Origin of the sequence: Pedobacter petrophilus (assembly GCF_009674725.1) — a bacterium.
Taxonomy (GTDB): domain Bacteria; phylum Bacteroidota; class Bacteroidia; order Sphingobacteriales; family Sphingobacteriaceae; genus Pedobacter; species Pedobacter petrophilus.
Genome location: NZ_WKKH01000023.1, coordinates 53,049 through 78,251, shown reverse-complemented (window position 1 = coordinate 78,251; position 25,203 = coordinate 53,049). Strand labels below are relative to the sequence as shown.

General features: G+C 37.7%; 23 protein-coding genes. 11 read left to right on the top strand and 12 right to left on the bottom strand.

Annotated elements, in window-relative coordinates:
• Window positions 1-109: 109 nt before the first annotated feature.
• The 6 genes from GJU39_RS14730 to GJU39_RS14705 form a co-directional block, all read right to left on the bottom strand.
• Window positions 110-430 carry a helix-turn-helix domain-containing protein gene (locus tag GJU39_RS14730; RefSeq protein WP_154281693.1) on the bottom strand — a complete coding sequence of 107 codons (321 nt, stop codon included), beginning with the start codon at window positions 428-430 and terminating at the stop codon, window positions 110-112.
• An 81-nt stretch (window positions 431-511) separates the two neighbouring features.
• Window positions 512-1,864: a UDP-N-acetylmuramate--L-alanine ligase gene (locus GJU39_RS14725; RefSeq protein ID WP_154281691.1), complete on the bottom strand. Its 1,353-nt coding sequence runs from the start codon at window positions 1,862-1,864 to the stop codon at window positions 512-514.
• 87 nt (window positions 1,865-1,951) lie between these two features.
• A complete protein-coding gene (gene prmA / locus GJU39_RS14720) occupies window positions 1,952-2,791 on the bottom strand; it encodes a 50S ribosomal protein L11 methyltransferase (protein ID WP_154281689.1) in 840 nt (279 codons plus the stop codon).
• Window positions 2,792-3,553 carry a triose-phosphate isomerase gene (gene tpiA / locus GJU39_RS14715; protein ID WP_154281687.1) on the bottom strand — a complete coding sequence of 254 codons (762 nt, stop codon included), beginning with the start codon at window positions 3,551-3,553 and terminating at the stop codon, window positions 2,792-2,794. It lies immediately after the preceding gene.
• Between the two features lie 49 nt (window positions 3,554-3,602).
• Window positions 3,603-4,772, bottom strand: coding sequence for a GlmU family protein (locus GJU39_RS14710; RefSeq protein ID WP_154281686.1), 1,170 nt, complete (start codon window positions 4,770-4,772; stop codon window positions 3,603-3,605).
• A 72-nt stretch (window positions 4,773-4,844) separates the two neighbouring features.
• Entirely contained in the window at window positions 4,845-5,093 is a 249-nt protein-coding gene (locus tag GJU39_RS14705; RefSeq protein WP_025142617.1) for a type B 50S ribosomal protein L31, read from the bottom strand.
• Window positions 5,094-5,411: 318 nt separating this feature from the next.
• On the opposite strand from GJU39_RS14705, the gene GJU39_RS14700 reads away from it, so the two are divergent.
• Together GJU39_RS14700 and GJU39_RS14695 are read left to right on the top strand one after the other, a co-directional pair.
• Window positions 5,412-5,579, top strand: a complete 168-nt coding sequence (locus tag GJU39_RS14700; RefSeq protein ID WP_154281684.1) for a hypothetical protein — start codon at window positions 5,412-5,414, stop codon at window positions 5,577-5,579.
• A gap of 7 nt (window positions 5,580-5,586) precedes the next feature.
• Window positions 5,587-6,273, top strand: coding sequence for a hypothetical protein (locus GJU39_RS14695; protein ID WP_154281682.1), 687 nt, complete (start codon window positions 5,587-5,589; stop codon window positions 6,271-6,273).
• A gap of 6 nt (window positions 6,274-6,279) precedes the next feature.
• Here the strand turns inward: GJU39_RS14695 and GJU39_RS14690 are convergent, their stop codons facing one another.
• Window positions 6,280-6,564, bottom strand: a complete 285-nt coding sequence (locus GJU39_RS14690; RefSeq protein WP_154281681.1) for a hypothetical protein — start codon at window positions 6,562-6,564, stop codon at window positions 6,280-6,282.
• Between the two features lie 172 nt (window positions 6,565-6,736).
• The gene (gene mce, locus GJU39_RS14685; RefSeq protein ID WP_154281680.1) at window positions 6,737-7,144 is read right to left on the bottom strand and encodes a methylmalonyl-CoA epimerase; all 408 of its coding nucleotides are present in this window, start codon (window positions 7,142-7,144) and stop codon (window positions 6,737-6,739) included.
• 117 nt (window positions 7,145-7,261) lie between these two features.
• On the opposite strand from mce, the gene GJU39_RS14680 reads away from it, so the two are divergent.
• The 3 genes from GJU39_RS14680 (at window position 7,262) to GJU39_RS14670 (ending at window position 9,409) form a co-directional block, all read left to right on the top strand.
• On the top strand, window positions 7,262-8,473 hold the full coding sequence (locus GJU39_RS14680; RefSeq protein WP_154281679.1) for an IscS subfamily cysteine desulfurase: 1,212 nt from the start codon (window positions 7,262-7,264) through the stop codon (window positions 8,471-8,473).
• Window positions 8,474-8,586: 113 nt separating this feature from the next.
• Window positions 8,587-9,000 (top strand): Fe-S cluster assembly scaffold IscU, encoded by a 414-nt coding sequence (gene iscU / locus GJU39_RS14675; RefSeq protein ID WP_154281678.1) that lies wholly within the window; start codon window positions 8,587-8,589, stop codon window positions 8,998-9,000.
• Between the two features lie 82 nt (window positions 9,001-9,082).
• On the top strand, window positions 9,083-9,409 hold the full coding sequence (locus tag GJU39_RS14670) for a HesB/IscA family protein (RefSeq protein ID WP_088300521.1): 327 nt from the start codon (window positions 9,083-9,085) through the stop codon (window positions 9,407-9,409).
• A gap of 53 nt (window positions 9,410-9,462) precedes the next feature.
• Here the strand turns inward: GJU39_RS14670 and GJU39_RS14665 are convergent, their stop codons facing one another.
• Window positions 9,463-10,179 (bottom strand): hypothetical protein, encoded by a 717-nt coding sequence (locus GJU39_RS14665; RefSeq protein WP_154281676.1) that lies wholly within the window; start codon window positions 10,177-10,179, stop codon window positions 9,463-9,465.
• 293 nt (window positions 10,180-10,472) lie between these two features.
• Here GJU39_RS14665 and GJU39_RS14660 point away from each other — a divergent pair, with 293 nt between their 5' ends.
• A complete protein-coding gene (locus GJU39_RS14660; RefSeq protein WP_154281675.1) occupies window positions 10,473-12,389 on the top strand; it encodes an AMP-dependent synthetase/ligase in 1,917 nt (638 codons plus the stop codon).
• A gap of 193 nt (window positions 12,390-12,582) precedes the next feature.
• On the opposite strand, the gene GJU39_RS14655 is transcribed toward GJU39_RS14660, so the two are convergent.
• From GJU39_RS14655 to GJU39_RS14645, 3 genes are all read right to left on the bottom strand, one after another.
• Window positions 12,583-13,995 (bottom strand): glycoside hydrolase family 28 protein, encoded by a 1,413-nt coding sequence (locus GJU39_RS14655; protein WP_154281674.1) that lies wholly within the window; start codon window positions 13,993-13,995, stop codon window positions 12,583-12,585.
• A gap of 49 nt (window positions 13,996-14,044) precedes the next feature.
• Window positions 14,045-15,673, bottom strand: a complete 1,629-nt coding sequence (locus GJU39_RS14650) for a sodium/sugar symporter (protein ID WP_154281672.1) — start codon at window positions 15,671-15,673, stop codon at window positions 14,045-14,047.
• Window positions 15,674-15,801: 128 nt separating this feature from the next.
• Window positions 15,802-16,809, bottom strand: a complete 1,008-nt coding sequence (locus GJU39_RS14645; protein WP_154281671.1) for a LacI family DNA-binding transcriptional regulator — start codon at window positions 16,807-16,809, stop codon at window positions 15,802-15,804.
• Between the two features lie 447 nt (window positions 16,810-17,256).
• Between GJU39_RS14645 and GJU39_RS14640 the strand changes: the two genes are divergently transcribed.
• The 5 genes from GJU39_RS14640 (at window position 17,257) to GJU39_RS14620 (ending at window position 25,203) form a co-directional block, all read left to right on the top strand.
• Window positions 17,257-18,144 carry an inositol oxygenase family protein gene (locus tag GJU39_RS14640; protein WP_154281669.1) on the top strand — a complete coding sequence of 296 codons (888 nt, stop codon included), beginning with the start codon at window positions 17,257-17,259 and terminating at the stop codon, window positions 18,142-18,144.
• Window positions 18,145-18,202: 58 nt separating this feature from the next.
• Window positions 18,203-21,244 carry a SusC/RagA family TonB-linked outer membrane protein gene (locus GJU39_RS14635; RefSeq protein ID WP_154281667.1) on the top strand — a complete coding sequence of 1,014 codons (3,042 nt, stop codon included), beginning with the start codon at window positions 18,203-18,205 and terminating at the stop codon, window positions 21,242-21,244.
• A gap of 11 nt (window positions 21,245-21,255) precedes the next feature.
• Window positions 21,256-22,854: a RagB/SusD family nutrient uptake outer membrane protein gene (locus tag GJU39_RS14630; RefSeq protein ID WP_154281666.1), complete on the top strand. Its 1,599-nt coding sequence runs from the start codon at window positions 21,256-21,258 to the stop codon at window positions 22,852-22,854.
• Between the two features lie 97 nt (window positions 22,855-22,951).
• The gene (locus GJU39_RS14625; RefSeq protein ID WP_154281665.1) at window positions 22,952-23,932 is read left to right on the top strand and encodes a purple acid phosphatase family protein; all 981 of its coding nucleotides are present in this window, start codon (window positions 22,952-22,954) and stop codon (window positions 23,930-23,932) included.
• Window positions 23,933-23,976: 44 nt separating this feature from the next.
• The gene (locus GJU39_RS14620) at window positions 23,977-25,203 is read left to right on the top strand and encodes an acyltransferase family protein (RefSeq protein WP_154281663.1); all 1,227 of its coding nucleotides are present in this window, start codon (window positions 23,977-23,979) and stop codon (window positions 25,201-25,203) included.

Genomic DNA, 25,203 nt, shown 5'->3' with positions numbered 1-25,203 from the left:
TGCTGGATCTTTTATGCTGAACAAAATTATATCCTGTCAGCAATTCTCAAAACCTATTTATACAAACTTACGATGACAACTGTTTATAAGCTGATCATAAAAAACAAATCTACATCCCCAATTTATCATAGAGATCAATAACCTTCTTTCGAAGTTTATTGATCTCTTCTTCTTTTTCTGCCAGTTGTTGCAGCAATTCTGCCGAATCTACAGATGAATCCTCTTCTGCTTCTTCACCTGTAATTAAAGTTATTACCGGCACTTTAAACGTTTTGGCTATTTGGAGTAATCTGGAAATATTCAGGTCCGTTTGGCCCGTTTCTATTTTGCAAAAGGCAGGAGTCGAAATATTAAGCTGTTTCGCAGCATCCGCCTGACTTAAGCCAAGTGCCACCCTACTTTTCTTAATACGACCACCTATGCTTTTCATTTTTTTAGATATGAGACTGGAGATATGAGATTTTAGACTGGAGATTTTGACTTGGGACTTTCGACTTCATACCAAAACCGCTCACCTTGACAACGCCGCTGCCAGTTCAGGTAAATCGAATCCGGCATAATTACCAGAGCTCATCATTAAAAGATTAGCATCTTTATAATTTAAACTTAACAAATATGCTTTTAGCTTTGTAGCATCATTAAAGAATTTCAATTTCGGATTATCAAAAGCTTGTTGTACATCTTCTTCAGAGAAAGGCTCCATTCTTTTTTGTTCAAAGCTCTTCAAATCTATAAACACAATGGCCTCATCTGCCTGGTTCATCGCGCCAGCATATTCTTTAAGGAAATCTTTGTTCAAACTGCTAAAAGTATGCAGCTCAATACAGGCGACTAATTTCCGATCGGTAAATTGTGCTTTAACGGCATCAATAGTGGCTTTAAGTTTTGATGGCGAATGCGCAAAATCTTTATAAACATTTGTCGATTCATCAGCAGCAATTACTTCTAATCGCTTGGCTGCCCCCGTAAACGATGATATTGCAGCATCAAACTCTTCTGCATTAATATTCAACGTTTTGCAAACCTCTTTTGCTGCGTTTAAATTCATTAGGTTATGATCACCGAAAACTTTTAACGCAGTTCTTTCCGGCAACAGATAGGTTACGCCGTTTGCAATTTCATGGGCAGGAATAGCATATCCAATTTTATTAACTTTCGCTTTGGATTGCAATACCATTTCATTGAGATCAGCATCGGCTTCGCAATAGATTAAAGTGCCATTTTCTTCAATGGTATCAATAAACTTCTCAAACTGCAAAGTATAGTCAGCATAGGTTGGAAATACGTTAATATGATCCCAGGCTATGCCACTAATCACTGCCACATTTGCTTTGTAAAGATGAAATTTCGGTCGTCTGTCTATCGGAGATGATAAATATTCATCACCTTCAATGATCATAACGGGTGCCTCTTTGGTAACCTTAACCATTGTTTCAAACCCAGCCAGTTGCGCACCGACCAGATAATCGAAATCACGATTGTAATAATTCAGCACATGTAAAATCATACTGGTAATGGTGGTTTTACCATGACTACCACCAATAACTACCCGCAACTTATCTTTGCTTTGTTCGTAAATATATTCCGGGTAAGAGTAGATTTTCACACCAAGTTCCTGAGCCTTTAACAACTCCGGGTTATCAATTCTGGCATGCATGCCTAAAATAACAGCATCTAAACCGGTAGAAATCCGGCTTTCCTGCCAACCCATTTCCAAAGGTAATAAACCATATTTATCCAGACGTGATTTTGCAGGCTCGAAAATCACATCGTCAGAACCCGAAATCTGATAACCTTTTTTATATAAAGCAATAGCAAGGTTGTGCATGGCACTTCCACCAATCGCTATAAAATGTATCCGCATATTGTAAATGATTGAATTTTGAATAATAGAATGAATAAATGATTAGCTACTTTAAATTCAATCATTCACTCATTCAAAATCCTATACTTATTTCTTCTCAAACTGAGCTGCAACCCAATCCCCGTTTTGTTTATGATCGAGATATTTAATACCATATTTGGCACATTCTGCTGTGATCATGCTTAAATCAGGCTCCAGGTAAAAGCCACTAAAGAAAATTTTACCTTCCGGTTTTAGTACTTCCGCATAGCGATGAATTTGATCGAGCAGAATGTTTCTATTGATGTTTGCAAAAATCACCTCATACTGTTCATCAGGAATTACTTCCTTACTTCCGCAAAGTGCTTTTAAATTAATGATATTATTTAACGTAGCATTTTCGATGGTACTCTCATAGCAAATGTCATCATAATCGATAGCCATTAAACTTTTGGCACCTAATTTACCAGCCAGAATAGCTAAAATTCCTGTTCCACAACCCATATCGAGGATATTTTTGTCGAGCAAATCAGCGCTTAGAATATACTGCATCATCATGGTTGTGGTTTGATGATGACCCGTTCCGAAAGCCATTTTCGGATCGATTATAATTTCATAAGGATAAGATGGTTTCGGCTCGTGAAAAGTTGCCCTTACATAGCAAACATCGTCAATAATTAGCGGACTAAAGTTTTTCTCCCATTCTGCATTCCAGTTCTCATCTGCCACATCTTCCAAAACGTAGGTAGCAGCAAAATCATCAGCATAACCCGTAAGCAAATCTTTTAATAGCTGCTCATTGAAGTTATCTTTAATCACGAAAGCCGTAAAACCACTTTCACTGTCTTCAAAAGTATCAAAACCTAAATCAGCAAGATCACTGATCAGGAGATCTTGCTGAAATTCTTCAATACTATTGAATTTAAATATTGCTTTTATATATTGCATCTAGCTGTTTAATGCTCTAATAATATCTGTAAAATCACGTGATTTTAAGGATGCACCGCCTATTAAACCACCATCAATATCTTTCTGAGAGAATAAGCTTGCCGCATTACCCGGGTTGCAACTTCCGCCATAAAGGATGGTCGTATCATCAGCAATGTTAAAACCATAGTTGGCTTCAACTTCTGAACGGATAAATGCATGAATATCTTGTGCTTGTTCCGGAGAAGCCGTTAAGCCGGTACCAATTGCCCAAACTGGCTCGTAAGCAATTACGATTTTAGCAAAATCAGAATCGCTTAAACTGAATATACCTTCAACCAATTGTTTTTTCAATACTTCGTAATAACTTCCGTTGTTACGTTCATCTAAAGTTTCTCCAATACAAAAGATTGGCGTTAAGCCATTTGCTAAAGCTACTTTAGTTTTTTCTGCCAGTAAAGCATCACTTTCTGCAAAATATTGTCTGCGTTCTGAGTGACCTAAAATAACATATTCTGCACCAACAGATTTAATCATTTTAGCCGAAGTTTCGCCGGTATAAGCACCGCTTTCTTTATCACTAATGTTTTGAGCACCAATCTTAACATCATTTCCACCCAATTTTGCCAGGCTGTTTAAATGAATAAAAGGTGAGCAAATGATTGCGATTTGATCGCCTTTGCGCTCATCTTTAACCATATTTACAATTTCACTAAACAACGAAACACCCTCGTTATAGTCTAAATTCATTTTCCAGTTACCGGCTACTATTTGTTTTCTCATTGTATTTAATTTATGGGTTTGAAGATCTCAATAGAAGACCTTGTTATTATTAATAGTTTCTGCGAGATGATGTTAATTCAAAAATTTTCGTTAAAATATCTTTTTCTACCTGATCAAAAGGTAACGTTTTTCTGGCAAATACTTTTTCTGCTGTTTCGAACATCTTATCTAATTTATATGGTTCGAAACTATTCCCCCCACCCCAGCTAAAATCGGGAATATGATTTGGAGGAAGGCCGGCACCGAAAACATTGGCACTTACGCCAACTACGGTTCCGGTGTTAAACATGGTATTTATTCCGGATTTAGCATGATCGGCCATGATTAAACCACAAAATTGCAGTTGCGTATTTCGCATGGCCTTGCTTTCATAATCATAAAGCTTTACTTCTGCGTAGTTATTTTTTAGATTCGAATTATTGGTATCTGCACCAATGTTACACCATTCACCCATTACGGAATTACCTAAATATCCTTCATGGCCTTTTGCCGAATTGCCCCAGATTACAGAGTTGTTAATTTCGCCACCTGCACGGCTGTTCGGTCCGATAGTGGTGCCTGAATAAATTTTTGCTCCCATTTTGATCGATGAATTTTCACAAAGTGCGAAAGATCCGCGAATGAGGCTGCCTTCCCAGATTTCAGCATTTTTGCCAACGTAAATCGGACCATAGGTGGTATTCAGAACACTGCATTCAATTTTAGCTCCTTCTTCTAAAAAGATATCATTACCAATTAGTTGGTTGGTGCTACTTATAGCTGCCGAGCTCCGGCCTTTGGTTAGCAATTCAAAATCTTTTCTAATCTCAGCAGGATTATTTGAGAAAATCTGCTCCGGGTAGGTTATTTTTAAAAACTTAGCATCAAATTCAATTGGTTTTAACTGGTGTTGGGCTTCCTGATAAGTGAAGACATCGCTGGAATTAAAAGCGAGAACAACATCACCAGCTAAAAGTACCTCACCGCTTTTAAGTGCTGATATGGCATGAAGCAAATCATCATCCGGACATAACGCTCCATTGATAGATAAAGAAGCTTCGGCAGAAGCAAATTTTGCACTTAAATAGTCCTGGGTAATAAAACCAAATTCGGCTTTCAGGTATTTTCCCCATTTCTCTGCAATGGTTAATATACCAATACGCAGATCGGCCACCGGCCGGGTAAAAGTAAGCGGACGTAAAGACATCCAGCTGGCATCATCAAATAAATTGATTGTCATAAGCAGCAAAAATAAAAAAAGTCCCGATGCTTTTGGCAAAGGGACTTCAAAAAATGCTTTTTGTTGCTAAAATTATTTCTTAGCGTAACGGTTTTTGAATTTATCGATACGTCCTGCTGTATCAACCAATTTCATTTTACCAGTATAGAAAGGGTGTGAAGTATGAGAAATCTCTAATTTATAAAGAGGATACTCATTACCATCTTCCCATTTAATTGTTTCTTTAGTATCTACGCAAGATTTTGTTAAGAAAGCATATTCGTTAGACATGTCTTTAAAAACAACTGGTCTGTAACTTGTTGGGTGCAAATCTTTTTTCATTTGAATATTATTTTAAGTTATTTGTGTGAAAGCATCAAGAACATTTTTGCAATTTGCTGGCAACAACGCTTATGACATTTTCTATTATCTTTCTACTTCTATTTTAGAGGATGCAAATATCCTAATTTTATTTTTGATTTACAAGCCTAAATTGAGAATTTTAAAATATAACCGTTTTCCTTACCGGTAACTCAAAAATTATCGTTTGCAAAGCTTGTACTAAACGCCTTAACTATCAACTAATCAGGCGGCAAATTTAAACTTTTGGAATTCAAAATTGTTTATCCGATATTTAAAAAATATCACTAAATTTGAAATATGAGAAAAGACGGCGCATTTGATGGTATTATCCATGCTAACAGCAACGGAAAACTTTATATTAAAAGTCCAGATTTTTTTGCACAACCCAGAATAAGAGAAATGGTTGGCGCATTAATGGAATCAAGCATCTTTAAAAAGATAGAAAAAGACAAAAACAAGAAATAGCCTATAGATGCCATTTAACCTGCTTTTATTTCCTCTTGTAGGTGGCTACTATATCCTGATCAGATTCAGATACCTTCGATATGTTCAATATCGATTAGAAAATCAACGCGTATTATTAAACTCAGCCTTTGCCGGCATCATGCTTTTGGGCGTATGCTTTTTATTAAGGGCATTCTTCATTAGCTTCTTTCCGGAAACCGTTACTCAATTGAGTGATCTACTTCCTATTCATACCCCTTATTTTGGTACCACCAGCTTATCCTTATTTGTGGCTGTAGCTGCAACAGAGTTTGCAAATCTATTTATTAACAGACTTAAGGCCATTAAAAGAGCGATATCAACATCTGGAAATGAATTTGAACTTTTGCTGAGTTCATCATTCTTTGATGCCCATCTTTTACAGTTTACCATGGACAGCGGAAAATTTTATATTGGCTGGGTAAAAGAATTGCCAAAACCTTTTACGACGAGTTACATCCGCATTACCCCTGCTTTTAGCGGCTATCGAAATGATAAAAAAGAATTGGTGTTTACCACTCAATATTTAACAGTTTACGCCAGTTATATTGATGATGGCTCTGTTGAAAATGCAAATGAACTAAAAACAGATCTCGTATTGAAAGCCGACAAAATCAACTCCATTTCTTTCTTTAATATGGATATGTATAACCGTTTTAATCCGGTACAAGAGTAAATCAGGTTAATCTTTTTTCTGACTATATTTCTTCCATGTTTCTATTTTGGCCATCTGGCGGGCAATATAGGTATCGGCAATTACCTCTGCTGCTCTTGAACCCTCTACGGTTTCCAGCATTTCCTTTAATTGATATTGATCTACATCAGCTTTATATAAGATCTGAATCAGTTTAGGAAAATCATTATCGATCAGGTAAGCAAAGGCATCAATCAGAGCTTCGCGCAACTGATTTTCAGAAAGATTATCTTCAATATCGAAATCTTTGCTGATGATTTTTGTCAATGACATACTTTTCTTGTTTTGAATGTTAGTTTATCGTTTTTCGTCTATCGTTCGTCGTTGTTCGTTGTTCATTTTTCGTTGTTTGCTAACCGTTCATTGTCTTTCCTAATTGATAGTCATTACTTCTCGATGCCGTTTGTTCTTTGCTCTTTTACCCTTACTCTTTGCCCATAACCTACTAAACCCATTTAATTTCCTGGCAAAGTTCGATTAACACACCATTTGTATCCTTCGGATGAACAAAGCAAACCATCTTATTGTCTGCACCTTTTTTAGGCACTTCATTAAGCAGTACAAAGCCACCGGCTTTCAATCGTTCCATTTCTTCCAAAAGATTATCTACAGCAAAAGCAATATGATGAATCCCCTCCCCTTTTTTCTCCAGAAATTTGGCGATTAAGCTGTCTTCATCTGTGGCTTCAAGGAGTTCTATTTTATTCTCACCCGTTTTTAAAAATGCCGTATTTACATGTTCTGAAGCAACTATTTCTGTTTTGTAACAGGATGTATTTAACAGCATCTCGTAAAGTGGAACGGACTTAGAAAGGTTTTTTACTGCTATTCCGATATGTTCTATCTTATTCATGGTTTAAAAGGTTGGTTGAATGTAAAAATGCAGCTTTTCTCTATAACCTCATAGCTATTATTTATAATTCTAAGGAAACTTTTTTTGTATCTTTGTATTATAATTAACAGAATAGAGATGAAACAGCCGATATATTTAGATAATAACGCAACAACACCTTTAGATCCAAGAGTGTTGGAAGCGATGCTACCTTACTTTACTGAGAAATTTGGAAATGCCGCAAGCCGTAATCACGCTTTTGGTTGGGTGGCTGAAGAAGGAGTGGATTATGCTCGTGAGCAGGTAGCCAAATTAATCGGCTGTACTGAAAAAGAAGTGATTTTTACATCTGGAGCAACCGAAGCTGATAACTTAGGGATTAAAGGTGTGTTCGAAATGTATAAAGAAAAAGGTAACCACATCATTACTGCGGTTACTGAACATAAAGCTGTATTAGATACTTGTAAACACCTGGAGAAAAATGGCGCAAGAGTAACTTATCTAGGGGTTAAAGAAGACGGTTTAATCGACTTAGCTGAATTAGAGGCAGCGATGACTCCGGAAACTATTTTAGTTTCAATCATGTACGGAAATAACGAAATTGGTGTAATTCAGCCGGTTAAAGAAATTTCTGCTATCGCACATAAGTTTGGTGCTTTATTCATGACAGATGCAACACAGGCAGTAGGTAAAATTCCTGTTGATGTAAATGCCGATGGCATTGATTTGATGGCTTTCTCTGCACACAAAATGTACGGTCCGAAAGGCGTTGGTGCACTTTACGTTCGTAGAAAAAACCCTAGAGTTAAGGTTACTTCACAAATGGATGGCGGTGGCCATGAACGTGGAATGCGTTCTGGTACCTTAAACGTTCCTGGAATTGTTGGTTTAGGTAAAGCCTGCGAACTTTGCCGTTTAGAAATGGAAAGTGAAACCATTCGTTTATCTGCACTGCGTGATAAGCTGGAATCAACTTTAAACAAAATGGAAGAGAGTTATGTTAATGGTAATACACAACACCGTTTACCACATGTAGCGAATATTTCTTTCAAATATGTTGAGGGTGAAGGTTTAATGATGGCCATGAGTGATTTAGCAGTATCTTCAGGTTCTGCTTGTACTTCTGCTTCTTTAGAACCATCTTACGTATTGAAAAGCTTAGGTTTATCTGATGATTTAGCACACTCTTCTATCCGTTACGGTTTAGGCCGTTTTACAACTGAAGAAGAAATAGATCAAGCCATTGCAGTTACTGAAAAAGCGGTAAATCACTTAAGAGAACTTTCTCCACTTTGGGAAATGTTTAAAGAAGGAATTGACCTAAGTAAAATTGAGTGGGCAGAACACTAAGCCAGTCTGGAGTTAGCAGTTAACAGTTTGGAATACGCGAACTGGCAATTGAAAACTGATAATTGATAATTAATTAAAAAATTGCTCCGTAAGGAGATTAAAAAAATAAAATCATGGCATATTCAGAAAAAGTAATTGACCATTACAATAACCCACGTAACGTAGGTACATTAAATAAAGATAGTAAATTTGTAGGAACTGGTTTAGTTGGTGCACCTGAGTGTGGCGACGTAATGCGTTTACAAATTGAAGTAAGTGAAGAAAATGTAATCACCGATGCCAAATTCAAAACATTTGGTTGTGGATCAGCAATTGCTTCTTCTTCTTTAGCTACAGAATGGTTAAAAGGAAAAACAATTGATGAAGCTTTAACCATCGATAACATGGATATTGTTGAAGAATTGGCCTTGCCTCCGGTAAAAATTCACTGCTCAGTACTTGCAGAAGATGCAATTAAATCTGCCATTAACGATTATCGTGTTAAAAATGGTTTAGAGGCAATTGTTTTAGAAAAATCGCACCACTAATAAAAGTAACAAGTATTTAGTATCAAGTATCGAGACGACGGTTCGATTTTTTCTTGATACTTGATACTCAAATCTCGATACTATGATCACAATAACCGATAAAGCAAAAGACAAAATTGATCACCTCATGCAGGATTCTGAAATGGGTTCTGATTACTTTTTACGTGTTTCTGTAAAAGGCGGTGGTTGTTCCGGATTATCCTATAATTTAGATTTCGATAACGAAGAGCAAAAAGGTGATCAGTTTTTTGAAGATAGGGGAATCAAAATTGCATTAGATATGAAATCCTTTCTCTATCTGGCCGGAACTGAATTAGATTTCACTGATGGCTTAAATGGAAAAGGTTTTAACTTTGTTAATCCCAATGCCAGCCGCACTTGTGGCTGTGGTGAGAGTTTTTCAGTATAAATTTAACACTAAAAAGAAAGCGGCCTAGGAGATTTTCCAGGCCGCTTTTTTTGTTATTTGATTTGAGATGGTTTACTGCTGATGGTATTTTTTTCGGTAATCACAGCGGTTTTGCTATTAAAATCTGTAGGTCCAGAAGTATAATCGCCATCAAAGGCAACTCTGCCTTGCCCCTTTGCAATGGTGCCAGGTCCGGTGTGAGAATCGTCGATGTTCATGATGCCTGCAATTCCGTTTTTAATATTATTACCATCTTTTTCTCCAGACATTAAAAAAGCGTAAAAATTATAACCACCGTTTCTGTACGCTTTTACCTTTCCGTAAACGGTAAATTTATTTCCACTCCCACTAATGGCGGTTACAACACTGGTATCTGCTGCACCAACGAAATTTTTGCCCAACATTTTTATGCTGAAATCGCTAGCACTTTGCTCATAAAGTTTAACTGCGCCATCAATAAGCACATAACCCGGCAGATAGGTATCGTAAGGTATATTACTGCTTTTTATGGTGAAAGGCTTAAACAAGTAAGAGCCATCGATATTTGGGGGCGTAGTACCCTTATTAATAGTAAACCCCAATTTGGTCAAGCTATCCACATACTGTTGCGGAATAATATCTTCTATTTTCTTGCTCAAGATTTCTTCATCGCTCGGATTAATATCTTTGTTTTTAGAGCAAGCCGCAAATTGTAGCACTACACCTACTATTAAAGCAAATGTACATCCTTTGGCTACCACAGTTAATTTTGTTGTTGTTTTTTTCATCATGCAATTTTTAATTCTAAGTTTAAAATGCCCAATTACAACTGTAGTGCCAATACCTGATAATTTGGCTAAAACAGATTAAAAACAACTATAAACCACTATATGGATCTACCTAAAAAAAGGTATTTTCATTATTTTTTAAATAAACCTACTGTCCGTTTTTTCTTACGGTCTTTTTTGCTCGCTCAAATTTTACATTTTTTTATTTATTTTTAGGATAGGTTTATCATACTGTTGCCATTATTAAAGCTAAAAGTATTATAATTGTTAAAATAACGAACAATCAGATTACGAGCATGCCATTAATAAACGAATTTTCAACTGTTCCTACCCTGTTAAGAAATGTTGTAAAAAACATTCATAAGCCTGAGGATACTTTTCTAATCCATAAACAGGGTGCCGAATGGGTTGAGATTTCATATGAAGACACCCTGAAAAGAGCTGATGCTGTTTCTGCTTACTTTTTAGAGAAGGGGATAAAAAAAGGAGACCGGCTGGGCTTAATGATTGAAAATTCTCCTGAATATGTATATTATGATCAGGGTATTCAACAAATCGGTGTAATTAACGTTTCTATATACCCAACACTTTCTGAACAGGAAGTGGCTTATATTATTAATGATTCCGGCATAAAAGGCATTCTTGTCGGGAATAATTTTCTGTATAAAAAGGTTTTGAAAGTTGCTTCAAATTGTAAGGATTTAAAATACATCATACCGGCATTTAAGGATTACGAAAAAGTAACGATTCCAGCAGATGTAAATGTGGAAGTTATTGCGTTTTCAGATATTCTGTCGCTGAAACATCAGGTTACTGTAGCAGAGAAAGCAGAAATTGAACAATGTAGAAATTTAGTGGAACCCAGCGACGTATCTTCTTTAATCTATACATCCGGCACTACCGGAACACCGAAAGGCGTAATGCTTACGCACTACAATTTTGTTAAAAATGTAGAAGTTTGTTTGCAGCAAATTCCAGTGATTGATCAAACCGAAACCTTCCTCTCCTTCCTGCCACTATCTCACGTGTTTGAGCGAACCGCAACTTATCATGTTTGCTGTGCGCAGGGCTGTAAAATTGCTTTCGCTCAAAGCTTAGAATTACTGGCTAAAAATATGGGAGAAGTTCGTCCTACGGTGATGAGCTGCGTACCACGATTGCTGGAAAGAATTCATGACAAAGCCATTAAATCCGGCACAGCCGCTGGTGGCACAAAGGCAAAAATATTTACCTGGGCTTTAGAAACCGGCAAAAATTACCGTGTAATTAAAGAAGCTGGTAAGAGTCCGGGGTTGATTCTTTCGGGAAAAAAGGCTATTGCGGAAAAATTGGTATTTAGTAAGATAAAGGAGAAAACCGGCGGTCGCTTAAAGTTTATGATTTCCGGTGGCGCTGCCCTACCTAAAAATGTGGGCGAGTTTTTTGGAGATTTAGGCATCAAAATTTTAGAAGGATTTGGCTTAACCGAAACCTCTCCGGTAATGTCTGTTACCGAATATCACCGACAGGTTTATGGCACTGTAGGTCGTGTAATTCCTGGTATTGAGGTTGGGATTCAGGATGTGGAAACCAAGAAAATGATCAACATTCAAACACATGACACCTTCGATGAAGGTTTTGAATGTGAAGAAGGTGAGGTAATTGTTCGCGGCCATTGTGTGATGAAAGGTTATTTTAATAAACCTGCGGAGACCAGTGAAGCCATAGATAAAGACATGTGGTTCCATACGGGAGATATTGGCCGCTTTTATAAGGGAAATCTTCAAATTACTCATCGCTTAAAAAATATGATTGTTAATGCTTATGGCAAAAATGTTTATCCAACGCCGGTTGAGAATATTTACTTAAAAAGTCCGAAAATCGATCAGCTCTTTTTAATTGGGGATCAGCGCGAATTCATCACAGCGATTATTATTCCAAACAGAGAAACACTGGAAGAAACATTTAAGTTAAAACCTGATTTTTTTGAACAACCAGAGACTTTCATCAGCGAAAAAGAAATCATTGAATGGATGGAACTTGATATCAAAAAAATCTCTAATGAGTTAGCCAAATTTGAACGAATTAAGAACTTTAAGATTAAACGTAACCCATTCAATATTGATGAGGGCGAAATTACACCAACAATGAAGGTTAAACGCCGGGTTGTAGAAAAAAAATATACCGATGCCATTAACGAAATGTATGAAGAAGGTGTTGAAGCAGAAGGATAAGCAAAGATTTTCATACTAAAATTACAAGCTGTTATTCAGGTAGCCAAAAGCCTGAATCCGATTATTGTCTATCAAAATAATTGCTTGTAGTTGTTTATTAGGCTCATCGTCTTGCTGAATTTATTTCAGCATCTTAATCGCATGAAAAGGCGCTGAAATAAATTCAGGGGTGACAACCACCTTAACCCAAAACCTAACGATTTACATTTTCCTGAAAATTCACTACGCTAACTTTCTTCGCGTTTTTTTGCTCTAGTGCTTTCCCGGCATAAGATGGCTTATTTGGTCCCCAGATTACTTCGCTATTGTTTACGCTAATGTATCCCGTGTTTTCAAAGTAAAACCCGGCAATGGCACTTTTCACTAATCCCTCCACGTTACTCGGTCTGCGATCGTAAATTCCACCAGGTTCTTTTGTGGTTTTGTTTAACTTAACACTTACCTGATCAAAGTGGATATTAGAAATTTTATCCTGACTTTCGCCACTGATGTAAACTCCGCTTTCGCCTGTGCACCGAATATTACTAAAATAAATATCGCTTACAGCCCCAACATTTCCCTTAGTTTGGCCTTTCGGCAGGCGCCAGCCCGCATCCTTATTATTCCCTGTTGCTCTTGGATAAGCGGTGATGTAAATGGGTTCTGATTTGCCCCACCATACATCAGAAAATAACTTTGCTTCTATTAATAGATTTGAAAAAATAACTTCGCTTACTGTTCCTTCATCCCTGTTCTGGATACCAATACCCCGATTACTATTTACAATATTGCAGTTATTGATTAATACCTTACTGATGCGATCCATATTTTCTGAACCGATTTTTATGGCGCAAGAACTTGAGGTCATGGTGCAATTGCTGATCACAATATTTTCGCAAGCACCATATTCTGCAAACTCACGACGGTTTTTCAGACAGATACAGTCATCGCCGGATTCTATGTAACAATTGGTGATCCTCACATTTTTACTATGATCCAAATCTATACCATCGCTATTTCTGATTTTGATACTATTTAAAAGCGTAATGTTAGAAATAGAAACATCATTACATCCAATTAGGTGAACAGTCCAATAGGCAGAGTTTTGAAAAGTTACGCCATCAATATTCAATTTTTTACAATCGATAAGCGTCAATAAATGCGGCCTTGGATCGATGATATTGAAGGGCTTTAGTACATAAGAGTCTTCCAGCTCTGCTCCCATAAAGGAAATTCCGTTTCCATCCAAAATCCCGGTTCCGGTAATGCTCACCTGTTCCAGTTTTTCACCCCCTATCCAAATTGTTCCTTCTCCTTTATTTTCTCTAAAAGCACTTTTGGTATACAATTTTTCATCCGGACTGGATAAAATCTTTGCCCCACCTTCGATTTTTAAATCAACAAAAGATTTTAAGTCAAATGGACCAGCCAGAAAAACATGACCAGCAGGAACCAGCACTTGTCCACCGCCAGCAGCAGCGCAGGCATCAATAGCTTTTTGGATGGCCCGGGCATCGTTGGTTTTGCCATCGCCAATGGCACCATAATTTTTAATGTTAAACTTTTGTTGCGCAATTGCATGGAAAGAAAGCAGCAGCGAAAAAATAATCAGGATCTTAAATTTCATTTGTATTAATTTGGTTCATTTTAGCAGTTAATCATAATCATTTGTCAGTCTACCAAAAAACGGAATAAAGCGCAGCCAGGATACCACAAATGATTACCGCAGCTACCATAAATGCCGGAGTTACCTTGAACATACTGCGATCAATTTCAAGACCTTGTGGATTGTTTTTACTTTTGGGATCAGTCAAAGTTACCAAAACCATTAAAATAATAATGATGACGAATACCCACGACATTCTATTTAGGAAAGGAATAGCGGCTATCCATCCGTTGGTTAATACGGGTAAAAATTTGAAGAGCATGGATAGTGGAATCGTAAGCAATGCCGCTGTGAGTGCTGCCCGTGAAGTGGTTCTTTTCCAGAAGAAACCCAGCAGAAAAATAGCAAATACACCAGGAGAAATGAAGCCTACATATTCCTGGATGAACTGATAAACCTGATCGAAGCTTCTTAAGGCGGGTGCTACAACGATGGCAATTAAAGAAGCGACCACGACTGACCAGCGACCAACGGCGACTAACCTTCTTTCGGAAGCCTCTGGCTTGATAAACTTTTTATAAATATCGAGTGTAAAAATAGTGGCAATACTGTTAGATTTTCCCGCAAGAGAGGCTACAATAGCAGCTGTTAAGGCAGCGAAAGCCATACCCTTAACGCCAACAGGTAATAAATTCATCAATACCGGATAAGCGTGATCTGGTTTCACTACCCCACTGGCATCGAGCATTTCCTGTTGAAAATAGCCGCGCTGATACAAAACAAAAGCCGCAATGCCAGGGATAACCACGATTACAGGAATTAGAAGTTTTAAAAATGCGGCGAAAATAAGTCCGCTTCGGCCAGTTTTCAAATCCGCACCAAGTGCGCGCTGAACAATATATTGGTTACAACCCCAATAATTCAGGTTGTTGATCCACAGTCCACCGACCAAAACCGCAATACCGGGCAATTCATTGTAGAACTTATCTCCTTTTGAGAAAATCATGTGAAAATGATCAGACGCTTCCGAACGTAACAATGGAAGTGCACCCAACACGGTTTGCGTATCTAATTTTTCGGAAACTAATTTTAGTGCCATGTAACAGGTGATTAATCCACCTGCTACCAGCACAATCACCTGAATCACATCGGTATATCCGATTACTTTCATTCCGCCAAGTGTGATAATGGCAGAAAAAATAGCCAGGAATATGATGCAGGTACTAAAAGGAATACCAGTAATGGTTTCGATGGCAATGGCCCCAAGGAAAAATATGGAAGTTAAGTTAACAAATACATAAACCAGCAGCCAGAAAACAGCCATCAAAGTACTTACCGTATTGTTGTATCGTTGAGAAAGAAATTGAGGCATGGTGTAAATTTTGTTCTTCAGGTAAATGGGAAGAAAAAATATTGCCACAATAATCAGCGTTGCTGCTGCCATCCATTCGTAACTGGCAATAGCCAGCCCCATAGCAAAACCAGAACCCGACATGCCGATAAAATGCTCCGCAGAGATATTGGAAGCAATAATTGATGCTCCAATGGCCCACCACGTTAAAGAACCTTCTGCAAGGAAATAATCTTTCGTATCCGTTTGTTTCTTTTTCTTACTTCGGTAAACCCAGTAGCCATAGGCAGATACAATAATAAAGTATATAAAGAAAACGGCACAGTCTAGCGCAGAAAGATGATTCATATCAGGGATGTCTATATATATTTGGTTATTCTAAAAGTCAGAAAAAAAATGAACCTTCAATGCTTTATAATTTATTTAATTACGTAAACGTTTTCGGGTTTAGCTTTAAGCACTTAATAACGAAACATTTAGCCACCAGTAGAGGCGCGCTTGATTAGCATCGATTTAAGTACAATGTTCTGATCATCACCAATTCCTTTCTTATTTAGAATTTTAAAAAGGCATTTAGCCGCCTCATTCCCGATTTCGAATGCCGGTTGTGTGATTGTTGTGAGCGAGGGATTAAGCAATTTCGCGGATGATAAATTAGAAAAACTCAGAAGCTTTACATCGTCTGGGATATTTAGTTTTAACTCCTGACAAGCTGTATAGGCAGGAATAATGAACTCTTCCAGAGATGAAAAAACCGCGTCTGGCTGATTTTCATTAAACAGCTTTTTGATATTCTGTAAATTCAATTCGTCATCATCTATATAATTTACGATAAGATGCTCAGCTACTTCCAGTCCATGGGCATTCATGGCATCTTTATAGCCTGAGAATCTTGCCCTTCCGGCGGGTAACTTCTCCAAGCCATATAAGTAAGCAATTTTTTTACAGCCGCTTTCTATCAGATGTTCTGTCGCATTGAATGAGATTTCATAATCGTCCGTGGTTACAGTGAAAGTATCTATGTTTTCATAAACCCGATCAAAAAACACCAAAGGAATTTTTTTAACAAGATTTTGATAATATTCATTGTTGTATTCATTGCTGGATACGGACGTCAGAATTCCATCTACCCTCCCATTTAGCAAGCTATTGGTAAATGACCTTTCCATTTCGGTATCTTCATGCGTTTGATAGATTAATACATGATAGCCATATTGCCGTGCAACTTCCTCGATCCCTTTAATAGATAGCGAAAAGAAGTTATTGGCTACACAAGGAATAATTACCGCAATTGTTTTAGTCTTATTACTTCTTAGATTACTTGCTGCAGGATTTGGCGTGTAATTGAGGGCTTTTGCCAGATCCCAAACCCGATTTTTCGTTTTTAAGCTAATCTCATGGCTATCATTAAGTGCTTTCGATACGGTAGCAATGGAAATATTAAGCTCCAGCGCTAATCTTTTAATATTAACCTCTCCAGACATGTGTACCTAATTCGTTTGTTAGTTGTAGTTTTTCAAAAGCCACCTTATATTTAAATCTCCGCGTTTCGGCATACATCTGAACTAAAATCAGACGATAACAAAATTAAACTGCTATTAATACAGTTTCAATATTTAAGGGTCAAGTTGATGATTTCTGACAAGTGATCATCGTAAATACGAACGCACTGCTTAACGAAAATAGCAAATTATTGTCAGATAGAAATTACTATTGAATGATTAGCTGACAACCCTCATTACTTTTTTTAGCATTGCCCGCGCTAAAAAAGCTCACAACCAACACAAGACACTCATTTACAATTAGTTTATCCTGATCAATTATAATTACTTAATCGTTTACGTAAATAAATACCTGGAAAAATAAAAGTTTAGTCTTTCAAAAACTCAACTTTATGAAACCAAAAGACATCTTAACCAAATTTCTATCTTATGAGAAACGAAAACATCATTTCACAGGACGATCAAAATCCTTTGAAAAACCTTGATCAATGGGAAGAGGATTTATTAGTCCGTTACCCTGATCCAACCAGCATTAATGCTGATAAAAAAGAAGACCAGTTCCGTAATTATGAAGAGACTGAAAAAGATGGTGTAAAAGAGTTCTATCGCTTAAATCATACTTACCAGACATACGATTTTGTTCAGCAAAAGAAAGCTGAATATTTAAAGTTTGATAAAGAAGAAATGCCGATCTGGAGCGCTTTTGATTTCCTGAACAAACTTGTTGATGATTCAGATCCGGATACAGATTTAGACCAAATGCAGCACTTGCTTCAAACTTCTGAGGCGATTCGCAATGACGGTCACCCGGATTGGATGGTGTTAGTAGGCCTGATCCATGACATGGGAAAGGTACTTTGTTTATACGGCGAGCCACAATGGGCAGTTGTTGGTGATACATTTCCTGTTGGATGTGCTTACTCTGATAAAATCGTTTACCCAGAGTTTTTCACTGCAAACCCAGACTTTCATCATCCGGCTTATCAAACCAAACTGGGTGTATACACGCAAAATTGCGGCCTGGATGCAGTGGATATGTCGTGGGGACATGATGAATATGTATACCATATGATGAAGCCATATTTACCGGAATCCGGATTATACATGTTGCGCTACCATTCTTTTTACGCGCAACACAGAGAAAATGCTTATGATCACTTAATGAGCGAAAAAGACCATGAAATGTTTAAATGGGTTAGATTATTTAATCCTTATGATTTGTACTCTAAAAACCCAAACCAGAAAAGCTGGGAAGAATTGCAACCTTACTACCAGGCCTTAGTTGCAAAATACCTTCCACCAACCATTAAATTTTAAAATTAATAACTACATAACAAAACAAACAAACCATTTATGAACCTAACTCTACAGACTTATGAGAATTAACTTTACCATTTTCAAGTCTACCTTACTTGTATTGTTACTGCTGTTTTTCGGGCAATCGTTTAACACTGCTTATGCACAAACAGAGCGAAAAATATCAGGTAATTTACTGGACAACACCAATCAGCCAATAATCGGTGCATCTGTTGCAGTAAAAGGCACCACGAAAGTAACTTCTACGGGAGCCGCCGGATCATTTAGTATTTCGGCAAAAGACGGAGACAAAATCATTTTCAGCTTTTTAGGTTACCAAACAAAAGAACTTACAGTTGGAAGTTCATCTACTTATCAGGTAATCATTACTGAAGCCACTTCATCATTAACAGATGTAGTGGTGGTTGGTTATGGAAAAAGTACCCGCAAAGCCTTAACGAGTTCAATTTCTACTGTAAAAGGTGATGATTTGAATAAAGGCGCTATTAGTGACGTTGGCCAAATGTTACAGGGTAAAGTACCAGGTTTAAATATTAGCCGAAGTGGAGATCCGAACAGGAATGCAGCCATCATTATGCGTGGTGCATCAACCCTTCGTGATGGAGCTCAATCTCCGTTATTCGTTATTGATGGGGTTGTGGGAGCAGATATTTCCATTCTGGCACCAGATGATATTGCTTCGATTGATGTATTGAAAGATGCTGCCGCTGCTTCCATTTATGGAAATAGGGCAGCTAATGGTGTAATTATGGTGACCACTAAAAAAGGTGTTGCCGGACAAACCCAGATTGCTTATAACGGCTATTTTGGTATCGAGAACGTTTCCAATCGATATGATATGATGAATGCCGAACAATTACGTGCTTTTTTAGCGAAAAATAATTCTGCATTAACACCTGCAAATGATAAAGGTGCTGATACAAACTGGCAGAATGAAGTGCAACGAAGCAATGCGATGTCTCAAAACCATAACATTTCATTAAGCGGAGGAACAGAAAAAACTACTTACAATGCCAGTGTTAACTATTTTAAGCAGCAAGGGATTATTAAAACCAGCGGTTTAGACAGGTTTATAGGTCGCATTGGCGTAGAACAAAAAGCTTTAAATGATAAGTTGAAACTTTCGTTCAATTTAAGCAACTCTGTGAGTAATGCAGATCTTGTTCCCTACCGGAACACCATTCTTTCGCAAATGCTTACGTATTTACCAACAGCTCCTGTAAAAAATCCAGATGGAAGCTATTTTGATAATTTAGTTCAAACGAGCTATTACAACCCGGTATCGATGTTGGAAAATGCAAAAGAAAACTTAAAGAACAAGAATATTCTCGGAAACTTAAGTGCGAATTTGAAATTACCTTTTGGCTTTACCTATGATGTTAATATTTCTTATCAAAATAGTCAGAATGTATACGGTGCATTTTACAACAGCATTTATACCTCAAGATATAATAATGTTAGAAACACACCAGATCCACCAGCAAACCCTACGTTTGTTTCACTGGTAGGCCAAAATGGTGTTGCTATTAGAAATGCTTATCAAAACACCAATAAGATTTTAGAAACCTACCTTACCTGGAATAAAAAGTTTGGTGATCACGACATTAATGCGGTAGTTGGATATTCCTATCAGCAATCACTAAATAATGATGGTTTTCAATCTACTTCAACAAACTTTCCGGTTAATAATGTGGGCTACAATAACCTTAGTTTAGGAAACCCATATGCAGTGAGCGATTTTAGAGTGGATTTTAATCCAGGCGTTGCCTATCAGGAAATTTTGATGATTTCTGATTTCGCAAGGGTAAATTATAATTACAAAAATAAATTCTTAATTCAGGGATCGATCAGAAGAGATGGATCTAATGTGTTTGGCAGAAACGAACAATGGGGTTATTTCCCATCAGTTGGTGCGGGCTGGAATATTGACCAGGAAAACTTCCTGAAAAATCAAAATGTGATTAGAACTTTAAAACTCCGTGGAAGTTATGGTATTGCAGGAAACTCACTCGGTTTTGCACCATTAACCACGAAGTTAATTTACGGACAGGTTGGTCAGTTTTATTACAATGGCTCACCAAGAGAGGGCGCTTATGGTGCTGTACAAAATGAAAACCCAGATTTGCGCTGGGAGAAAACAGCAACTACCAATGTCGGCGTTGATTTTGGTTTGTTAAATGGCAGATTGAATGGATCAGTTGATTGGTATGATAAAAAAACTACAGACCTGATTATACCTTTTGATGTTGATCCGACACTTTATCCATCAAGTTCGCTTACTGCCAATGTTGGAAAACTAAGTAACAGAGGTCTTGAATTTGTATTGAATGGTAGCCCGGTGATTACTGAAAACTTTAGCTGGACAACAGGCATCAACCTTGCTCATAATGTGAACAAAGTCATTACACTTTCAGACAGTCAGTTTAACATTGATAACAGGTTGACTATAACACCAGATGGTGCCGGGCAAAGTGGTGCATCATTACAAATTTTAGCACCAGGCCAGGCAATAGGTACATTTTTTACATTTAAGTATGCAGGTAAAGATGCAAATGGTGTATCTCAATATTATGATGCCGCAGGTAATATTAAAACCCAGGGATTGTTAAACAGAACAGATTACTATATTCTTGGAAATGCACAGCCTAAAGCTTTAATCGGATGGTCAAACAACATCAAATACAAAAATTTCGATTTAAGTATCTTCCTGAGGGCTGTATTGGGTAATAAGATTATGAACGTTACACGTGCTGATCTATTCCGTCCGAGTACCGCACAATTCACTAATATTCCGGTTGAGGTGGAGAACGAATCGGCAGCTGATTTCAATTCATATAAATATTCAAGTCGTTTCCTTGAAAACGGAAGTTATTTAAGATTGGATAATGCTACCTTAGGTTATACCTTTAAGAAAGGACTTATACCAGGTGTAAATTCATTACGCCTTTACACTACCGCTAACAATTTATTCGTGATCACTGGCTACAAAGGAATTGACCCGGAAATTAACCAGGGCGGTACCGCACCAGGTGTAGACACCAATAACTTTTATCCAAAAACCAGGACTTTCTTGTTCGGTTTAAACGTATCATTTAATTAACATTAGTAAAGATGAAAAATCTTATTAAATACATTGCAGGAGCAGCGTTGACGCTAAGTGTGTTAACATCCTGCCATAAGCTGGATTTAAAAGTGGAAACACAATTAACACCGGAAACATTTCCTCAAACCGCACAGCATTTCGTTCAGTTAACTGGCCAGGTGTATGTACAATTGCGTCAGGGATGGAGCACAGATTACTTTTTTATGCAAACGTTAAGCACAGATGAGGCGATTATGCCAGCCAGAGGTGGTAACTGGTATGACGGTGGTACTTATGAAATGCACCATAAGCATACCTGGAATAAAGATAACGGGCATGTAAATAGTGGATGGTCATGGCTTTCGGGTATCATTAGTAAAGCAAACCAAAGTTTATTTCTACTTAAAGATGCGCCAGAATCTCCTGCAAAAACTTCAGCTATAGCAGAATTGCGGGCAACCAGGGCATTGGCATTTTTTATGATGATGGATCTTTGGGGAAATATTCCTATCGTAACTACGTTCGGCGAAACTACCTCACCAGAAACGAAAACAAGGCAGGAAGTATTTGCTTTCATTGAGACTGAACTGAAGGAGATCTTGCCAGACTTGAGCATCGCCACCGGAACCGCTAACTATGGCAGACCGAACAAATACACTGCTTACGCCATATTAGCAAAAATGTACCTTAATTCTGAAGTTTATACTGGCACTGCCCGTTATAATGAAGCCGTTGCAATGTGCGATGCAATTACGACAGCAACTGGAACGCCTTATAGCCTGGAATCCGATTTCAAAAAGATGTTTTTTATTGATAACGGCCCACAAATTAAAGAGTTTATATTCGCCATTCCATATGATCCGGGATATAGTAATGGGTTTATGATCTATTCGAGATATTCTTTACCCAGATCTTTACAGGCAAAGTTTAGCTTAAAACATACGCCAAGTGCGCCGATGAGCACCTTGCCTGAATTTTATGCAAACTTTAACGATCCTAATGATAAAAGAAATGCACAATGGATTAAGGGTTTACAAACTTATTATGATGGCAGACCAGTAACGGTTGCTACAACCCGTAAAGGATACGATCAATTTTACACAGGATCGGATGCCTCCAACCCTATTACTTATCAGGTAGATATTACTCCTAATGTAACGTTAAGAGATGCATCCAGACCTTTTGATGCCGGGAACGATGAGATCGCCTGGAATATGGGCTATCGTAACAACAAATTTTATTGCGACAGCACCTCATCAAATAGAAATCAAAACAATGACGTGCCGATCTTCAGATTATCGGATATTTTATTGATGAAAGCTGAGGCTATACTTAGAGGTGCAACCCCTACACAAGGTCAAACCGCCTTGTCTTTAGTCAATCAACTTCGGTCAGTTCGTACTACCTCACCTGCCTGGACATCTATCACACTGGAAGATTTGTATAAAGAACGGTGCAGGGAGATGTCTTGGGAATGCTGGCATCGCAATGACATGATTCGTTTTGGTAAATATGAGGGAACCTGGGGCTTCAAAACCGATGCACAAACCTTCCATCGGCTCATGCCGATTCCAGCATCAGCTATGATCCTCAATCCTAAATTGAAACAAAATCCAGGTTACAATTAACGTTGATCCTGCATCAGGAAGAAATTTCTCCAACACATATGGAGAAATTTCTTTTTCATTAAAGCTTATCTCAAAAAAATTACCCAAATTCATCTCCATGATTAAACGGCTACTTCTAATATTTCCGCTGATAACTTCTGTTTCTTTATACGCACAGGTACTGATGAAAACACCATCAGAAAATCTAACCGTATCAAAAACCCTTACAAAAGAGCCAACGGCATTAAATTTTATTGCCATGGGCGATTGGGGAAGAAACGGAGCTGATCACCAGAAGCAAGTAGCTAAGCAAATGGGACTTACGGCTTCGGAAGTAAAGGCACAGTTTATCATTTCTACTGGTGATAATTTCTATCCAAGCGGTGTAATCAGTGATCATGATCCGCTATTTAAATACTCTTTTGAAGACATTTATACTGACTTCTCCTTACAATGGGATTGGTATTCCGTTCTGGGAAACCACGATTACAAATCAAATCCTGATGCGCAGGTAGCCTACTCAAAAATCAGCAGAAGATGGAAAATGCCCGCCCGCTATTTCGCGAAGAAGTTTCCAATTAATGGCGACCTTAACAATCAGGTTTTAATTGCTTTTATCGATACAAATCCATTGATCCCTGAATTTTATAAAAATGCTGAATATGGCCCGAATGTTAAAGGACAAGATACCACGGCACAAAAAAAATGGTTAGCTAAAACCCTGGGCGATAAAGATGTTACTATCAAATGGAAAATTGTGGTTGGGCATCACCCGATGTTTACAGGCGGAAGCAGAACCGATGGCTATGATACAAAAGCCATTAGAGGATCACTGAAATCTGTATTAGATCAATACGGTGTAGATGTTTACCTCACCGGCCATGAACATAGCTTACAGTACATCAAACCTGAAGGTAAGACCCATCATTTTATTTCTGGCGCTGCATCTGAAAAAACGCCGGTAAAACTCATTCCCGATGCGCAAATGGTTGCATCAGAATATGGCTTCATGCTGTTTTCGGTAAGTAACAACCAATTACGTGTGCAGGTACTTAACGATGAAGGATATATTATCTACAGTACATTGATAAAAAAATAGCTTTTAACAAAAATGCCGAACCGTTTAGTTTTAAAGGCTTTAACATGAAAACTGCAGAAAATCAAAATTCTATAACCTCCGCTGTCAAAAGCAAACGGCTTATTTCTCTCGATGCATTAAGAGGTTTCGATATGTTTTGGATTGTAAGTGGCGAAGGAATTTTCCATGGATTAGCCAATGGCGTAAAAGAAAAGCATGGCTTAATTCAAAACCCCTTTGATTGGCAAATTGCAACGAATAATCACCTTTCGGTAGTTGAACGTATATTTGTAGGCATCAGCAATCAGCTACACCATTCTCCATGGAATGGCTTTACCTTTTATGATTTAATTTTTCCGCTATTTATCTTTATTTCTGGTGTATCAATGCCTTTTTCTTATCAGAAATACTTTGACAATAAGCAAAAGGGTGATGATGCTTCGCGGGCAATTTATTTTGCATTAATTAAACGCACCCTGACGCTAATTTTGTTAGGTATTATCGTTAATGGTCTTTTTAAATGGAATGGTTATGAACATACGCGGTTTGCCAGTGTACTGGCCAGAATCGGCCTCTCAACATTTTTTGCTGCGTTGATTTACCTCAATTTTTCTTTGCCTAAACAAATCATCTGGTTTTTGGCAATACTTATTGGCTATTATTTATTGATGAGATTTGTACCTGTTCCAAACTTCGGTTCAGGGATTTTTACGCCTGAAGGCAATCTTTCTGCTTACATAGACAGGTTACTGCTCCCGGGCAAACTTCACAGAACCGTATATGATCCTGAAGGCTTGCTCAGTACCATTCCCGCCATTTGTTCAGCCATGCTGGGAATTTTCGCAGGTACATTTGTTAAGTCGGCTTCGCCCCTTTTCACGCCGGGTAAAAAAGCTTTATATCTTTTAACCGCAGGGGCAATTTGTATGCTTATTGGTTTAGCATGGAGCTCAGTTTTTCCGATTAACAAAACCATGTGGACCAGCTCATTTGTGTTTTTTGCCGGTGGCTGGAGCATCATCATTTTTGCGATTTTCTACTACATTATAGACGTGAAGGCAATCAGCAAATGGAGTATTCCCTTCGTTTGGATGGGCACCAACTCTATCCTGATTTATGTTTGCGCACATGGTTTGTTCAATTTCGAATCAACCGCTCAGTTTATATTTGGCGGTCTTATTAACTTCATCCCATTAATCTGGCAGCAAGCTGCCTTATGGACTGGTGTATTGATTGTACAATTGTTTCTTCTAAAGTTTTGCTACGATAAAAAGTGGTTCCTAAAAATTTAA

Bases quoted from the DNA above. Each gene is read 5' to 3' on its own strand.
- GJU39_RS14680 (WP_154281679.1), top strand. From the start codon at position 7,262: ATGAAACAGCCGATATATTTAGATAATAACGCAACAACACCTTTAGAT.
- GJU39_RS14630 (WP_154281666.1), top strand. From the start codon at position 21,256: ATGAAAAATCTTATTAAATACATTGCAGGAGCAGCGTTGACGCTAAGT.
- GJU39_RS14705 (WP_025142617.1), bottom strand. From the start codon at position 5,093: ATGAAAAAAGATTTGCACCCAACAAGTTACAGACCAGTTGTTTTTAAA.
- GJU39_RS14625 (WP_154281665.1), top strand. From the start codon at position 22,952: ATGATTAAACGGCTACTTCTAATATTTCCGCTGATAACTTCTGTTTCT.
- GJU39_RS14695 (WP_154281682.1), top strand. From the start codon at position 5,587: ATGCCATTTAACCTGCTTTTATTTCCTCTTGTAGGTGGCTACTATATC.
- GJU39_RS14670 (WP_088300521.1), top strand. From the start codon at position 9,083: ATGATCACAATAACCGATAAAGCAAAAGACAAAATTGATCACCTCATG.
- GJU39_RS14620 (WP_154281663.1), top strand. From the start codon at position 23,977: ATGAAAACTGCAGAAAATCAAAATTCTATAACCTCCGCTGTCAAAAGC.
- mce (WP_154281680.1), bottom strand. From the start codon at position 7,144: ATGAATAAGATAGAACATATCGGAATAGCAGTAAAAAACCTTTCTAAG.
- GJU39_RS14660 (WP_154281675.1), top strand. From the start codon at position 10,473: ATGCCATTAATAAACGAATTTTCAACTGTTCCTACCCTGTTAAGAAAT.
- GJU39_RS14710 (WP_154281686.1), bottom strand. From the start codon at position 4,772: ATGACAATCAATTTATTTGATGATGCCAGCTGGATGTCTTTACGTCCG.
- GJU39_RS14700 (WP_154281684.1), top strand. From the start codon at position 5,412: ATGAGAAAAGACGGCGCATTTGATGGTATTATCCATGCTAACAGCAAC.
- iscU (WP_154281678.1), top strand. From the start codon at position 8,587: ATGGCATATTCAGAAAAAGTAATTGACCATTACAATAACCCACGTAAC.
- GJU39_RS14655 (WP_154281674.1), bottom strand. From the start codon at position 13,995: ATGAAATTTAAGATCCTGATTATTTTTTCGCTGCTGCTTTCTTTCCAT.
- GJU39_RS14725 (WP_154281691.1), bottom strand. From the start codon at position 1,864: ATGCGGATACATTTTATAGCGATTGGTGGAAGTGCCATGCACAACCTT.
- prmA (WP_154281689.1), bottom strand. From the start codon at position 2,791: ATGCAATATATAAAAGCAATATTTAAATTCAATAGTATTGAAGAATTT.
- GJU39_RS14650 (WP_154281672.1), bottom strand. From the start codon at position 15,673: ATGAATCATCTTTCTGCGCTAGACTGTGCCGTTTTCTTTATATACTTT.
- GJU39_RS14645 (WP_154281671.1), bottom strand. From the start codon at position 16,809: ATGTCTGGAGAGGTTAATATTAAAAGATTAGCGCTGGAGCTTAATATT.
- GJU39_RS14635 (WP_154281667.1), top strand. From the start codon at position 18,203: ATGAGAATTAACTTTACCATTTTCAAGTCTACCTTACTTGTATTGTTA.
- tpiA (WP_154281687.1), bottom strand. From the start codon at position 3,553: ATGAGAAAACAAATAGTAGCCGGTAACTGGAAAATGAATTTAGACTAT.
- GJU39_RS14690 (WP_154281681.1), bottom strand. From the start codon at position 6,564: ATGTCATTGACAAAAATCATCAGCAAAGATTTCGATATTGAAGATAAT.
- GJU39_RS14730 (WP_154281693.1), bottom strand. From the start codon at position 430: ATGAAAAGCATAGGTGGTCGTATTAAGAAAAGTAGGGTGGCACTTGGC.
- GJU39_RS14665 (WP_154281676.1), bottom strand. From the start codon at position 10,179: ATGATGAAAAAAACAACAACAAAATTAACTGTGGTAGCCAAAGGATGT.
- GJU39_RS14640 (WP_154281669.1), top strand. From the start codon at position 17,257: ATGAGAAACGAAAACATCATTTCACAGGACGATCAAAATCCTTTGAAA.